The 14,409-nt window shown below is 43.9% G+C and carries 14 protein-coding genes and 1 pseudogene; 9 read left to right on the plus strand and 6 right to left on the minus strand.

Translation table 11 applies throughout. The features are described from left to right. Positions 1-24: 24 nt before the first annotated feature. Positions 25-1,134 (minus strand): 4-hydroxythreonine-4-phosphate dehydrogenase PdxA, encoded by a 1,110-nt coding sequence (pdxA, locus tag FQ083_RS07860; RefSeq protein ID WP_149409463.1) that lies wholly within the window; start codon positions 1,132-1,134, stop codon positions 25-27. A gap of 323 nt (positions 1,135-1,457) precedes the next feature. Between pdxA and dnaB the strand changes: the two genes are divergently transcribed. From dnaB to argF, 3 genes are all read left to right on the plus strand, one after another. After that, the gene (gene dnaB, locus FQ083_RS07865) at positions 1,458-2,861 is read left to right on the plus strand and encodes a replicative DNA helicase (protein WP_011513790.1); all 1,404 of its coding nucleotides are present in this window, start codon (positions 1,458-1,460) and stop codon (positions 2,859-2,861) included. Between the two features lie 127 nt (positions 2,862-2,988). Further along, complete coding sequence (gene alr / locus FQ083_RS07870; RefSeq protein ID WP_149409464.1) at positions 2,989-4,095, plus strand: alanine racemase; 1,107 nt, start codon at positions 2,989-2,991, stop codon at positions 4,093-4,095. 194 nt (positions 4,096-4,289) lie between these two features. After that, positions 4,290-5,207, plus strand: a complete 918-nt coding sequence (argF, locus tag FQ083_RS07875; RefSeq protein ID WP_011513792.1) for an ornithine carbamoyltransferase — start codon at positions 4,290-4,292, stop codon at positions 5,205-5,207. Between the two features lie 123 nt (positions 5,208-5,330). On the opposite strand, the gene rpiA is transcribed toward argF, so the two are convergent. The 5 genes from rpiA to FQ083_RS07900 all read right to left on the minus strand — a co-directional run bounded on the left by rpiA (position 5,331) and on the right by FQ083_RS07900 (position 9,158). Beyond that, the gene (gene rpiA, locus FQ083_RS07880) at positions 5,331-5,990 is read right to left on the minus strand and encodes a ribose-5-phosphate isomerase RpiA (protein ID WP_149409465.1); all 660 of its coding nucleotides are present in this window, start codon (positions 5,988-5,990) and stop codon (positions 5,331-5,333) included. A 147-nt stretch (positions 5,991-6,137) separates the two neighbouring features. Next, positions 6,138-7,442 carry an arsenic transporter gene (locus FQ083_RS07885; protein ID WP_149409466.1) on the minus strand — a complete coding sequence of 435 codons (1,305 nt, stop codon included), beginning with the start codon at positions 7,440-7,442 and terminating at the stop codon, positions 6,138-6,140. 137 nt (positions 7,443-7,579) lie between these two features. Then, positions 7,580-8,326: an arsenical resistance protein ArsH gene (arsH, locus tag FQ083_RS07890; RefSeq protein WP_149409467.1), complete on the minus strand. Its 747-nt coding sequence runs from the start codon at positions 8,324-8,326 to the stop codon at positions 7,580-7,582. Further along, positions 8,316-8,720, minus strand: a complete 405-nt coding sequence (gene arsC / locus FQ083_RS07895; protein WP_149409468.1) for an arsenate reductase (glutaredoxin) — start codon at positions 8,718-8,720, stop codon at positions 8,316-8,318. Before arsC ends, arsH begins: the two co-directional genes overlap by 11 nt. Before the next feature lie 114 nt (positions 8,721-8,834). Next, the gene (locus tag FQ083_RS07900; RefSeq protein ID WP_262881032.1) at positions 8,835-9,158 is read right to left on the minus strand and encodes an ArsR/SmtB family transcription factor; all 324 of its coding nucleotides are present in this window, start codon (positions 9,156-9,158) and stop codon (positions 8,835-8,837) included. A 298-nt stretch (positions 9,159-9,456) separates the two neighbouring features. On the opposite strand from FQ083_RS07900, the gene ilvA reads away from it, so the two are divergent. From ilvA to FQ083_RS07930, 6 genes and pseudogenes are all read left to right on the plus strand, one after another. After that, on the plus strand, positions 9,457-11,010 hold the full coding sequence (gene ilvA, locus FQ083_RS07905) for a threonine ammonia-lyase, biosynthetic (protein ID WP_149409470.1): 1,554 nt from the start codon (positions 9,457-9,459) through the stop codon (positions 11,008-11,010). A 95-nt stretch (positions 11,011-11,105) separates the two neighbouring features. Beyond that, a pseudogene (locus tag FQ083_RS12845) lies at positions 11,106-11,165 on the plus strand (excalibur calcium-binding domain-containing protein); the annotation flags it as partial. 97 nt (positions 11,166-11,262) lie between these two features. After that, positions 11,263-11,703: an RNA-binding S4 domain-containing protein gene (locus tag FQ083_RS07915; protein WP_149409471.1), complete on the plus strand. Its 441-nt coding sequence runs from the start codon at positions 11,263-11,265 to the stop codon at positions 11,701-11,703. A 225-nt stretch (positions 11,704-11,928) separates the two neighbouring features. Next, the gene (locus FQ083_RS07920) at positions 11,929-12,423 is read left to right on the plus strand and encodes a low molecular weight protein-tyrosine-phosphatase (RefSeq protein WP_149409472.1); all 495 of its coding nucleotides are present in this window, start codon (positions 11,929-11,931) and stop codon (positions 12,421-12,423) included. Positions 12,424-12,520: 97 nt separating this feature from the next. Beyond that, positions 12,521-13,642, plus strand: coding sequence for a UDP-N-acetylmuramate dehydrogenase (gene murB, locus FQ083_RS07925; RefSeq protein WP_149409473.1), 1,122 nt, complete (start codon positions 12,521-12,523; stop codon positions 13,640-13,642). Continuing rightward, positions 13,626-14,405, plus strand: a complete 780-nt coding sequence (locus tag FQ083_RS07930) for a YdcF family protein (protein WP_259275410.1) — start codon at positions 13,626-13,628, stop codon at positions 14,403-14,405. Before murB ends, FQ083_RS07930 begins: the two co-directional genes overlap by 17 nt. Positions 14,406-14,409 lie beyond the last annotated feature (4 nt).

Genomic DNA, 14,409 nt, shown 5'->3' on the forward strand with positions numbered 1-14,409 from the left:
GACAAATGTCGCTAAGGTGCCAGCTTATGCAAGAGGTCTATTTATGAGCGATTTATCCGCCATCTCATTTGCCATGAGGAGTGCCTGATATAGACTTGTGGCACTGGCACCGCCGCGTCCCGCTAAATCAAGCGCAGTACCGTGATCGACAGAAGTACGAATATAAGGCAGTCCCAAAGTCAAATTGACTGTATCACCAAAGCCATGTGACTTGAGTACAGGCAACCCTTGGTCGTGATACATGGCAATCACTGCATCGCAGTTGGCTAAATGTCTCGGCGTGAATAAAGTATCCGCTGGCATCGCCTCTGATATATCTATCCCAATATTGATAAATTCTTGTAGCACTGGATTGATAATCTCAATCTCCTCAATGCCCAAATGCCCGCCCTCGCCCGCATGCGGATTTAGACCGCAAACTAAGATACGCGACTGCCTCAAGCCAAATTTCTCACACATATCATCGATAACAATTTGCACTGTTTGGCGTACATTATCGGCAGTGATGGCTGCAGGGATATCTTTTAATGCCAAGTGCGTGGTAACAAGTGCCACTTTCATGGCTTCATTAGCAAGCATCATGACGACTTTATCACAGCCACTTTGCTGCATAAAAAATTCCGTATGCCCACTAAACATCGTGCCATCTAACAGTTTAATACCAGCCTCTATCAATGCAGATTTTTGTAGTGGTCCGGTGACGATAGCGGCGACTGTTTTGTTGGCTGCCAGTTTATGCGCTATTTCCAACTGCGTAACCACCATTGCGGAGTTATTGATATCAATCTTCCCACAAGCGACGGGCGAAGCACAGGGAATATTTAATAAGATAAAAGCATTATCATTATTAATAGCGCCACTGTTAATACTCTGCTGGGACATTTGATTTAAAAAATCATCGTCTTCTATAATTGCCTCATTTGCATTGATCGTTTTCCAAGGTGGGCAGCTTTTTAATATGCCCGCAGCAATGAGCTCATCGGCACGTTTTTGCATTGCCTTGCTATCTGCCGTGACCCAAACTGGACGATCAAAATCCTGTAACTTACCCTCAGCCGCTAGCAGCAGTACGATATCCATACCAATACCCGCAGGTTCACCAGTCGTGATTAATAATGGCAATTTTTCTTGCATAGCACTAACATCCTATTATTATATTAAGAAGCTGATTCTATTGTATTTTTTATGATAAATGAACGTATTTTAAGCTGTGTTATATGCCATGAACTTCATTTCATAGAAGCAGGCATTTTTATAGATAATTACTTATCTGAGCTGAAAAAATCACATAATGTGTTAAACTTTCGCTTTTGATTGTAGCATTTACTGGCACGCGTGAGATGACGTTTTGGTACTTCTCTCATCGAGGTGCATTGCGCTTGCTTTGCTGTATCATGACTAAAATAAATACTGACAACAATACCCATCTATACCGACTTTTGAAATATTAGGCACTCATGGCAGATACTGAAAAAACCGACGACTTACTCAATCAAACACCGCCGCACAATATCGATATTGAAAAGGCGCTGCTGGCGTCTTTGATGAGTATCGAAGAGGCATACGATAAGATTGCAGATATCGTCACCAAAGACGATTTTTATGCTGGGCGACATCAGTATATTTTTGATGCTATTGCGCATTTAGCTGCAGTCAATGAGCCTTATGACACGGTTATGGTACATGATTGGTTAGAGGCACAAAAGCTGCTAAAAAGTGCAGGCGGTGACAGTTATTTGGCGGATATCTTGAGCCAAAGTCCAGCAACTTTGTTTAACCTGACGGCTTACGCCCAGCGTGTACGCGAGCTATCGACACTACGTCAGCTGATTACTACCGGCAATGATATGTTGACCCTAGCCTATAATCCCAAAGACCAAACCGTCAGCGATATTTTAGATAACGTAGAAGCAAAAATATTTAGCATCAATGAGCAGCATAATAAACGTGCAGAGCAGCGTGGACCTGTCGGTATTACTGCCGTATTGACCAATGTCATTGATAAAATCCAAGAGCTCAAATCAAATCCAGATGGCATGATTGGACTACAAACCCCATTTGTTGAGCTCAATAATAAAACCCAAGGCTTACAAGCAGGCGATTTAGTCATTGTGGCTGCGCGTCCATCAATGGGTAAAACCACCTTTGCGATGAACTTAGCAGAAGGGATTTTATTTAATGAAGATTTGCCTGTAGTGGTATTTTCGATGGAGATGCCCGCAGAATCTATCGTGATGCGTTTGCTATCATCTTGGGGCGCAATCAACCAGACACATCTGCGGTCAGGGCAAATGAATGAAGATGAATGGGCAAAAATGATGAACGCCATTCAGCATTTGCAGTCAAAGCATCTATATATTGACGACAGTACTGCCTTGCCACCCTCTGAGCTGCGTTCACGCTGCCGCCGTATTGCCAAAAATCATGATGGCAAGCTTGGCGCTATCATTGTCGATTATCTACAATTAATGAAAGTACCCGGCCTAGATGGCAACCGTGTTGGGGAAATCTCTGAGATTTCTCGAAGTTTAAAAGCACTAGCACGTGAGCTTGAATGTCCAGTTATCGCCTTGTCGCAGCTTAACCGTAGTCTAGAAAATCGTCCTAACAAACGTCCTATTATGTCGGATCTGCGTGAATCTGGTGCGATTGAGCAGGATGCCGATTTGATTATGTTTATCTATCGTGATGAGGTTTATAATGAAAACTCAGACCACAAAGGTGTGGCTGAAATCATTATTGGTAAGCAGCGTAACGGCCCTATCGGCACCATACGTTTGGGTTTTGAAGGACAATTTACCCGCTTTATCAATTTGACGCCAGAATACTATCAAAATGTCAGTTTTGAGAACGACGAATAATAAAACTGACAGATAATTACTCATCAAAATTGCTCGTAAAAATGGCCAGTGACTCATCAACTCAATTGATGAATTACTGGCTTTATAAATTTATTCCTTCATAACTTTGCTAAAAAAGAAGACGATTATGCGCACAATCACTATCAAGCCTGCCGCCATTACTCATAATCTTAGTCAAGTAAAAGCGTTAGCACCAAAATCTAAGGTTCTTGCGATGGTAAAAGCCAATGCCTATGGACATGGCGTCGCCGCCGTCCTACCAGCGTTACAGCAAGCAGATGGTATCGGTGTCGCTACTTTAAGAGAAGCGTTAGAAGCACGGCAATTGGGCTGGGAAAAAACCATTGGTCTTATTGAAGGGGCCTTTACTGTTGATGAATGGCGACAAGCAATTGAACACGATATCAGTTGCGTGATTCATCATGCGCCGCAATTGGACTGGGCATTAGAGCAAATACCACCTGTTGATAGTGCCACTAGAGTGGTTTGGATAAAGTACAACACGGGTATGAATCGTTTAGGTTTTAATAACCAAACGCTTATTTCAGCCGCAAAATCTCTGCATGATGCTGGCTATCAGCTGATTTTGACCACCCATTTTGCCAATGCCGACAATCAAGATCACCCATTAAATGCCATACAAATTCAGCGTTTTAATGACATGCTAAATACTTTACGACAAACAGTCAGTACCAATATTAAAGGATCGTTGTGCAACTCTGCTGGTATCGTTAATTTCCCAGAGCATCATCATGATTGGGTACGTCCAGGCATTATGTTATATGGCAGTGCGCCTGTTATCGACCAAAGCGCGTATACGCTAAATTTGCAGCCAGCCATGGAATTTAGCGCACAAATTATTGCCTTGCAGACCGTACAAGCTGGCGACGCCATCGGTTATGGCAGCCGCTGGATAGCTCAGCAAGATGTTAAAACGGCTCTCGTTAGTATTGGTTATGGTGATGGATATCCCCGCGTTGTCAATGAAGATGCTTATGTTTCAGTCATTGACGCCTTAAATCAGCAACGCTACTCATGTGCAGTGATTGGGCGCGTCGCAATGGATATGATTGTCATCGATGTGAGCGCTGTACCAGAGAGTAGCGCTTTAAATAGCAAGGTCATACTATGGGGTGATGCGCCGCATGTTGATGAAGTTGCCACCCATGCTGATACGATTGGCTATGAGCTACTATGTCGTCTAAGCGTACGCCCAAATCGTATACAGATGTAATCGCCATGTCAGATAATGTCTCATCGAATGCAGCTTTGCATGACTGATAAATCATGGCAAATTGGACATTTACATTGAGAGTAATTGCGCTATACTAAAAGTTTGTTGTCACTCCAGTATACGCATTGACGCGATATCATTGCCGGCTGATAACGTATCATTTCCATTGACTTTGTTCGACTGCTAGGATTGCTATGAGTTTGCGCCATTTTTTGACCTTATCTGATTTAACCAAACAAGAACTAGAAAATCTCATCAAACGCGCCAGTGAATTGCGTCATATGCAACATGCAGGCGAGATATACCAGCCCTTTGTTGGTCGTACGCTCGGTATGATATTTGAGAAGTCATCCACCCGTACACGCATCTCGTTTGAAACCGGCATGGGACAGTTTGGTGGTAGCGCTATCTTCTTATCGCCAAATGATACCCAACTTGGACGCGGTGAGCCAATTGAGGATTCCGCGCGCGTTATCTCTAGCATGGTCGATATCATTATGATTCGCACCTTTGGTCACGAAAAAGTCGAAACCTTTGCAAAATACTCAAGCGTACCAATCATTAATGCCTTAACGGATGAATTTCATCCCTGCCAGTTGTTGGCTGATATGCAAACTTACTACGAGCATCGCGGTAGTATCGAAAATAAAATTGTCACTTGGGTCGGTGATGGCAACAATATGTGTGCATCCTACATGCAAGCTGCCAATCAGTTTGGCTTTGAGCTACGAGTAGCCGCGCCTTATGGCTTTGAGCCTGACCCTGAGCTGATGAAACGCTTCTCACATTGCGTGAGTATCGTTGAAAACGTACAAGAAGCGGCAAAAGACTCTCACTTAATTGTCACTGATGTATGGGCAAGCATGGGTCAAGAGTCTGAACAAAACACGCGTGCGCGTCGTTTTTCCTCTTATCAAGTGACACCATCACTGCTAGATAAAGCCGATTCTGAAGTAGTCTTTATGCACTGTTTGCCAGCGCATCGTGGTGAGGAGATCTCTCATGATATGTTAGATGACCCACGCTCAGTGGTATGGGATGAAGCTGAAAACCGCTTACATGCGCAAAAAGCCTTGATGGAGTTTTTGCTAAAAGACAAAATCAAAATATAGATACTATTTTTCAAAAGCTATTTATACAATCATAGATATTAAAAAGGCAGAGCACAAATTATGTGCTCTGCCTTTTTAATATGTGATAACCAAGTTAGTGTCTAATAAACAAGCGCTTATTGATTATTGAGTCAGTACTTCAACCCCATTACTGCTGGCTTTTAACAACACATCGGCTTGATTAGCAGCAAAGATACCATTACAGACCACACCGACGATATTATTAAGCTGCTGTTCAAGTGCTATTGGATTACTGACATCTAAATCATAAGTATCCAAAATCACATTGCCATAATCGGTGACAAAGTCTTCACGATAAACAGGCTCACCGCCCATTTTGGCCAACTCGCGCGCCACATATGAGCGGGCTTGTGGCAACACCTCTATCGGCACTGGGAATTCGCGCCCTAGTATCTCGACACTTTTACTGGCGTCAACCATACAAACAAATTTGTTCGATGCAGCAGCAACGATTTTTTCACGCGTGAGCGCACCGCCGCCACCTTTAATCAGTTGCAAATGCGCGTTTACTTCATCAGCACCATCAATATATACATCAAGCTGACCGGCAAAATTTAAGTCAATAATCTCGATACCAAGTGCGCGCAATCTATCTTCTGTCACCTGCGAGCTTGCAACTGCGCCAGCCAGCTTTACTGTTGGTAATAACTCAATCAGACAGTTCACTGTACTTCCTGTCCCTACGCCAAGTATCATATCATCTTCGATATAGCGTAGGGCGGCGCGGGCGGCGGCTTGCTTTTGTGCTTGCTGATCACTCATCATAAGTCCTTGGCAAAATAAACGTATCGCTTTAAAAAAAAGTAAAGGGTAAAAGAGGTAAAATGCGCCGCTATTATAACCGATGACTTTGAGTGATGTCAGCGTAATAGCACCTCTAATAATAAGATATGACGTTAAATTTTAAAACTAAGACAGATATGGCAACCAAAATACTAAAGCTAACAAGGTGACTAATAATACTGGCGGCGTAATAATCAAACCAATCTTCATATACTGCCTCCAGCTAATTTTATAATCTTTTTCTGCCAATACATGCAGCCATAGTAAAGTCGCAAGACTGCCCATAGGCGTAAATTTGGGTCCTAAATCATTGCCAATAACGTTGGCATAAATCATAAGCTCACGAGTGGCGGTCGGAACTTGGGCGCTATCAATCGCTAGTGCGCCTATCAAGGTAGAGGGCATGTTATTCATAATAGATGCCACGATAGCAGAGAGGAATCCTGTGCCCAAGGTTGCTATTAGATTACCTTGTTGCCCTAACCAATTCAAGATCTGAGCGCCGTAGGCAGTTAATCCGGCATTGCCCAAACCGTAAACAACCAAGTACATACCAATAGAAAATAAAACAATCTGCCAAGGTGCTTTACGGACAATTTCAGGCACGGACATCACCGCCCCACGACCGCCTTGCCAAAATCGCCCTGCAATCGCCATGAGCAGTAATGCAGCTGCGCCAGTAACGAGCGAGATAGGAATACCAAGCGACTCTGTCGCAAAATAAGCGACAAGCAACAAAGCCAGTAGCGGAAAGGCAGCTTTAAAAACCAAGGTGTCTTCGATCGCTGACTCAGGTGCACTAAGGTCCGCCATCGAGTAGTGTGTTGGAATGTGGCGTGCATAAAATATCCATAGCACCACTAGCGTCGCTAGTACAGAGACAATATTGACCGGTACCATAACCGCAGCATAACGTCCAAAACCAATATCAAAGTAGTTAGCACTAACGATATTAACGAGGTTAGATGTGACCAAGGGCAAACTTGCAGTATCAGCAATAAAACCAGTCGCTATGATAAATGCCAATGCAGATGGCGGCGAAAAATTTAACCGTAATAAAATCGCAATCACAATCGGGGTCAGTAATAATGCCGCCCCATCATTGGCAAAAAACGCAGAAATAAAAGCGCCTAATATCACAATCATAGGGAACAATAGATGCCCTTGTCCATTACCCAATCTCGCTACATGCAGTGCTGCCCAAGCAAAAAACCCAGCCTTATCTAAGATAAGAGAGATGATAATCAGGGCGACAAAGGTAAAGGTAGCATCCCAAACGATGTCCCACACGACACCGACATCAGATAATTGCACCACACCAAAAGCTAGGGCGACCAACGCCCCGCCCATCGCACTCCAACCAATGCCCAAACCTTTAGGTTGCCATATTACTAGCCCTAAAGTAACGATAAAAATAATCAATGCGAGCATGAACTACCTTACTTAAGCAGACTTACTTAAGAAAACTTAGTGACATTTATTCAAGTAGGCTTCATGAAGCCTACTTGATTTAGCCTATTTTATTGAATAAGTATCCAATCGATATTAGGTCAATTTAGAATTAAAAATTAAATCGATTTTTGATTGACACGCTTTGATACTTCCTCAGCACTTTCAACCCGTTCAGAATAGCGATCAGTCAGATAGGCTGAGCGTCCACGAGTAAGCCAGGTAAACTTTACCAGCTCCTCACAAACATCAACAAGGCGCAGATACAGAGGCGATTTATCCATGCGATTATCATCGTTAAATTCCAAAAAGGCTTTTGGAATAGACGACTGATTTGGGATAGTAATCATGCGCATCCAGCGCCCAAGAATACGCAGCTGATTGACCGTATTAAAGCTTTGACTACCTCCGCTGACTTGCATTATCGCTAAAGTCTTGCCTTGGGTTGGTCGGACGCCGCCCAATGACAGCGGGATCCAATCAATTTGCGCTTTCATGATACTGGTCATACTTCCGTGACGTTCGGGACTGACCCACAGCATACCCTCTGACCACTGCGCAAGCTCACGCAGCTCTTGCACTTTAGGATGGTCTGCATCAACAGCATCCGGTAATGGCAAGCCAGATGGATCAAACATCTTCACCTCACAACCATACCAGCGCAATAGACGACTTGCCTCCTCGGCTGCTAGCTTTGAAAAGGAACGCGTGCGCAATGAGCCGTATAACACCAATATTTTTGGCGCATGACGTGGGTCATTTGCGCCTATTAAAGACTCAATATCGATAGGATGAATAAGACTTGAATCAATATTAGGCAAATTATACAAATCGACCACATTCAAATCTGCTGTATTATTTGCCATGATAAATCACTTCCCCATCTTCCTTAGTGAAGCTACTCACGGGGTTCTCTAGTAACTCAAACACTCGCTCCGATGGTCGGCACAACGCCGCGCCCTTATCTGTGACTACAATAGGACGATTGATTAAGATAGGATGGGCAATCATGGCATCGATAATCTCATCATCAGATACCGCAGGGTTATCTAAACCCAGCTCATCATTAATGGACTCTTTACTGCGTAACAGCTCCCGTGGAGAGAGAGCCATTTTTGCCAACAGCTCAACCAAATACTCGCGACTCAGCGGTGTTTTAAGGTATTCAATCACTTCTGGATTATCCCCTGACGCTTGCATAATGGCTAAGGTATTACGAGAAGTACCGCATTTTGGGTTGTGAAAAATCAAAGATGTCATCGTAATCTCACCTATTTTTTATGAATGTATAATGGGGGCGGGTTTTGATTTGTAGTGACTTAACACTTGCGCTGTTTATTAACACTATCATCTAACGTATTAATTGCACCGCGACTATCTATCGGTTGAACAGCCATTTAAGTTATTAACAAGAGCCGCACACAGCTCTGGATGTCCAGCGCAGCAATCTTGTAATAAAAACTCAATGACGGTCTGCATATGTGATAAAGAAGCACGATAGATAATCTGCCGGCTCTGACGCTCTGATATCACCCATCCTGCTCGTGCCAGCACAGCTAAGTGCGTTGACATTGTATTGTGCGGCACAGACAATTGGCGCGCAATTTCACCCGCAGGTAATCCTGTAGGCTCGTGACTGACCAGCAGTCGAAATGCCTTTAAGCGGGTTTCTTGTGAGAGGGCGGCAAAACTTGTCATAGCATCAATCATTTCCATATGTCCAATAATACAGACATATGGAAATGACTCAAGTTTTTTTTGGCTAAATAAGCAAAAAAAGCCGTACTCGTTATAATTTATCTTTATTTGATGAGTATCGACTACCAAACCACCGCAAAAACTGTAATTGTGTCTTGCAACATGTTTAAAATCAGCATAGGCTAATCCATTTGATTTTTATCATTCTCTGCGTTTTTTGTCGCTGCTGGCGACTTGCTTATTTAATTATAATTAATCGCACTTTTTCATTCATACATTCACAAGTTTAGGAATCATTATGCTGTCACATTGGGTACGAGCCATCTTGCAAGCCACCGTCTATGACGTTGCTATTCAAACACCACTTGAAGCGGCACCCAAGCTGACCCAACGTTTTGCTAATGACATTCGTTTTAAACGTGAAGACCTGCAACCGGTAAAATCCTTTAAACTGCGCGGCGCTTATAATCGCATTAGCCAATTAAATGATGAGCAAAAAGCACGTGGCGTGATTTGCGCATCGGCGGGCAACCATGCCCAAGGGGTTGCCTATTCTGCTCGTAAACTTGCTCTTAATAACATTATCGTTATGCCAACCACTACTCCTGATATCAAAGTAGATGCCGTCAGAGCACTTGGCGGTAATGTCGACTTGTACGGTGATAGCTTTGATGAAGCCAATCGCTATGCCATTGATCGCGCTGAGCGTGAAGGTCTGACTTTTATCCCACCATATGATGATGAGCTGGTGATTGCTGGACAAGGCACTATCGGGCTTGAGCTCACCCAGCAATGGCGCAATATGGATTACGTTTTTGTAGCAGTTGGTGGTGGTGGTCTGATTTCTGGCGTCGCTGCGTTTTTGGGCGAAGTTGCCCCGCATGTCAAAGTCATTGCTGTAGAAGCCGACCAATCAGCTTCACTAAAAGCGGCGCTTGAAGCTAATGAGCGAGTCAAACTTGAACAAGTGGGACTGTTCGTCGATGGTGTGGCAGTTGCCCAAATCGGAGAATTACCGTTTGATATTGTTCGTATGCAGAAGAGCGATAAGTCCGGTCCTGTCGTCGATCCTGAAGTCGTCACTTGTACCAATGATGAAGTTTGCGCTGCTGTCAAAGATATCTTTGAAGAGAACCGTAGTATCGTTGAGCCTGCTGGCGCACTGCCAGTTGCTGGCATGAAAAAATACATCGAGGCTCATAATCTACAAGGCAAAAACTGCGTCGCCATCATCTGCGGTGCTAATATGAATTTTGATCGCTTGCGCTACATCGCTGAGCGTACTGAGATTGGTGAGAAAAAAGAAGCCATCTTTGGCGTAACGATCCCTGAGCAGACTGGCGCTTTCTTAAACTTCTGCCGTAGTCTGCACGGTCGTAATATTACTGAGTTTAATTACCGTGCTGATAGCAAGAAATCACCTGATTCTATGGAACCTGCGGCGATATTCGTCGGGATTGCATTAAAAGAAGGTGACAAAGAGCGTCAAACCATCCGTACGCAATTGGTAGCTGATGGCTATACAGCACACGACTTGACCGATGACGATGTTGCCAAATCCCATATCCGTCATCTGATTGGTGGCCATGCTCATGTTGAAAATGAGCAGTTATTACAAGTCACTTTCCCAGAACGTCCAGGTGCTTTATTGACCTTTTTAGAAAAATTGGGTGACGATTTTAATATTACCTTGTTTCATTATCGCAATCATGGCGCTGCTGAAGGTCGAGTATTGGTCGGTTTACAAGCCTCTGAGGGTAACTCTCGCCAACTACAAGATGCGCTGCTCGATATCGGTTACGACTGCACCATGCTTAATGATAATGTTGGTTATCAGTTATTTTTAAAATAAAACTAAACGTAGACTATCAATTCATCAGTGGCCGAAAGCATTGCTCTCAAATGACATAATGCACAGAAGCCACTTAAATTTTATAGCACTGTCCTAATACAAAAATGGATAATAACCATGACGGCATCCCCTGTGAACAGCAGTGTTGTCAATAACTTCAATGACAAAAACGATGTTAATCGCTTAGTGCTCTTTTAATTATTAAAAATACCACCATTATAATCTTACGTTATTGATATCTATGAGGTTTTGATGAGTAAGCATAATAAAAACCACAATCAGCCCAGTCATAGCAATCCTGATGCTATTCGTATGCGTCTTGATAAATGGTTATGGGTTGCACGCTTTTACCGCACTCGCACTCTTGCCAAAGAAGCCATCGAAAGCGGGCGCGTACATTACGCAGGTAGCCGCGCAAAGACCAGTAAAGAGATTACTGTTGGCGATGAATTGCAGATTCGTCAAGGATCAGCCACTGCCATGACTGAAAAGACAGTCGTTGTTGAAGCACTAACGGCGCAACGCGGTAACGCAACAGCAGCTGAAGTATTGTATTCAGAAACCGAAGAAAGCATCGCTCGCCGTGACTATTATGCCGAGCAGCGTAAACTTGCCAACCTTGCCCGTCCAGACAACAAACCCAATAAAAAAGAGCGCCGTGATTTACATCGTTTTAAGAGCAATCAAGATTAGCTCTGTTGGTAAGATCATTAATAATATCGCCTCATCTTAAATAATAATACGGCTAGCGGGTATGCATGAACCGCTGACCCTATTGTTTACTCTCTGCCCTTGCCATTCAAGGTATTAACCGTTACGCTATCACTCATTAACTTACACTCTATAGCATGCTTATAAATCACATTTTTAGTGTTGATTTTGATAGCATGTTTTTTTATTGCGACAAAAGGTCATCATATGCCCATCAAAGCATCTACTCCGTCATCTGTATTATTGGTCTGTTTGGGGAATATCTGCCGGTCACCGACTGCCGAAGAGATTTTTCGTCAGCAAGCAGCGATCGCAGGGCTGTCGATGAAGGTGGATTCAGCGGGAACTGGAGATTGGCATATTGGGCATGCACCTGATGAGCGCGCACAGCGTCATGCCAAAGCCCACGGTTATAAAATCAATAAATTGGTCGCGCGCCAAGTCAGTGCTGATGACTTTCGCGATTTTGATTTAATCTTGGCGATGGATGCACAAAATTTAGCAGACTTGCAGAGTATTAAAAACGGTATAACAAATACCGATACAAAATTAGCAAAATTGGCTTTATTTAGTGAGGAAGATCCCACTTACGGCGGTGATGATGTGCCAGACCCATACACCGGTGATGGCGATGCTTTTGAAGAGGTAATCGAGCGTATCGAATCAAGTGCACAAGCTTGGATTGAAAGCTGGAAGATATAGTAATCATAAGGCGCTATATTTTTGCTACCTTTATACCTAGCATCCTTTATAATAAATACCATATGACTTTTTGTTTACTTGCCCCATAGGCTATGTTATGACTTCAGCTTTATGCTCTAAACCCAGTGCACCACATACTCTATCTGATGACGTAGCTGATTTGTCTCATAGCAATACCATGGCTTTGGCATGTATGGCTGACTCTGTAGTTACCTTAACGGATGAGGTGCAACTTGATGAGTTTATGGCGTATTATGAGCAAGATACTCAGCATAGAAAGCCATTATTTGTCTTGTCCGGTGGTAGCAATGTGCTACTACCAGCAAAGCTCAATGCGATTGTCTTACGACCACAAATGCGTGGTATAAAGGTGACAGCGCAAACAGACTCTCATGTCGATATCGAGGTAATGGCAGGTGAAAACTGGCACGACTTGGTGGTACATACAGTCGCTCAAGGCTGGTATGGACTCGAAAACCTTGCCCTCATACCTGGTCTGACTGGCGCTGCTCCCATACAAAATATTGGCGCTTATGGTGTTCAGCTAGAGGACTGTTTACAGTCTGTACGTGCTTACCATCTGCCAAGTCAAACGTGGCATGATTTGACCACAGTCGACTGCGATTTCGGCTATCGTGACAGTATGTTTAAACGTCAGCCGAATACGTGGCTAATCAGCCGTGTGGGTTTTAGATTGCATACTGATGCGACAAAAATATTGGCAAGCTATGGTGATGTACAGACCGTCGCACAGAACTATGCGATACAGCAAGGTCGCACCAAACCGACGCCCGCTGACGTAATGCATGCCATCATTGAGATTCGTCAGCAAAAGCTGCCTGACCCGAAGCAATTACCAAATTGCGGCAGCTTTTTTCAAAATCCTATTGTCCCTCAAGATCAATTTGCTACGCTGCAATCATCTTATCCGGCTATCGTTGGCTACCCAATGCCTGACGCAATGACTAAAGTGGCAGCCGGCTGGCTTATCGAACAAGCGGGTCTAAAAGGCGGCGGTATAGAGCCTATTTTTACCCATCAGCAGCAAGCGCTAGTATTGACCAATCACGCGCCGTATATTGCTACCAAACAAGATGTCGCCGCTGCTCAAAAATATATTATAGATACTGTCTATAAGAAATTTGCGATTCAACTGTCGCGTGAGCCAGTATGGGTAAATGCCGATGGCTCCATTGGATACGATGAGCATGTGGTCTAAGCAGTCATGGTCTAATCGCCTATGGCGACATTATTTACGTTCAGCTGAGCGTATGATCAAGCTGTTTCGTATTATCAATGCCACGTTTTTGCTGGGTGCAACGACAGTTATTTTAGTCCTCATCAGTTTATTCACGCCGCTATTTTCTCAAGCAGTAGTCTATATATTGGCTCATCTGCCATTACCAAAAATGCCATCTGCTGCTATGAGCTCGCCGCCTACCGCTTATGTGGTATTGGGTGGCGGTCTGACCAATGATAATAACAACCAAATTATCCTCAATCGCTATAGCCTTAATCGTGCCCGTGCTGCCGCTACAGCCTATCACGACCTTCCTCTGCCCATTGTACTCAGTGGTGCTGAAGCGCCTTGGCTTGGTCAATGGCTGATTGAGCATGGTATTGATGGGTTAATCAGCGAAAATGCCAGTATGAATACTTGCGAGAATGCGCGATTTACGGCAAAACGTATCCCTCTGCATCATGTCTATCTCATCACCGACAGCTACCATATGGCACGTGCTCGCAGACAATTTGCCTTAAACGGCATCAATAGCACAGCGATTAATGCCCCCTTACCCGTTATACGTGACTGGATGGAGCCAGCACAAAACTTAAGCCATTCTAGGCGGGCGGTTTATGAAGTTGCCGCCTATCTACGCGATGTGATACGACCTCAAGCAAATTGTCGCCAAGCTAAAGAAGTGACGTCGCAGCAGCTGTTGACTCCAAGAGGTAAAGTTGCCAAAACTGCTGACGACTAGAGTC

It is taken from the genome of Psychrobacter sp. ANT_H59, from assembly GCF_008369225.1.
Lineage (GTDB): Bacteria > Pseudomonadota > Gammaproteobacteria > Pseudomonadales > Moraxellaceae > Psychrobacter > Psychrobacter cryohalolentis.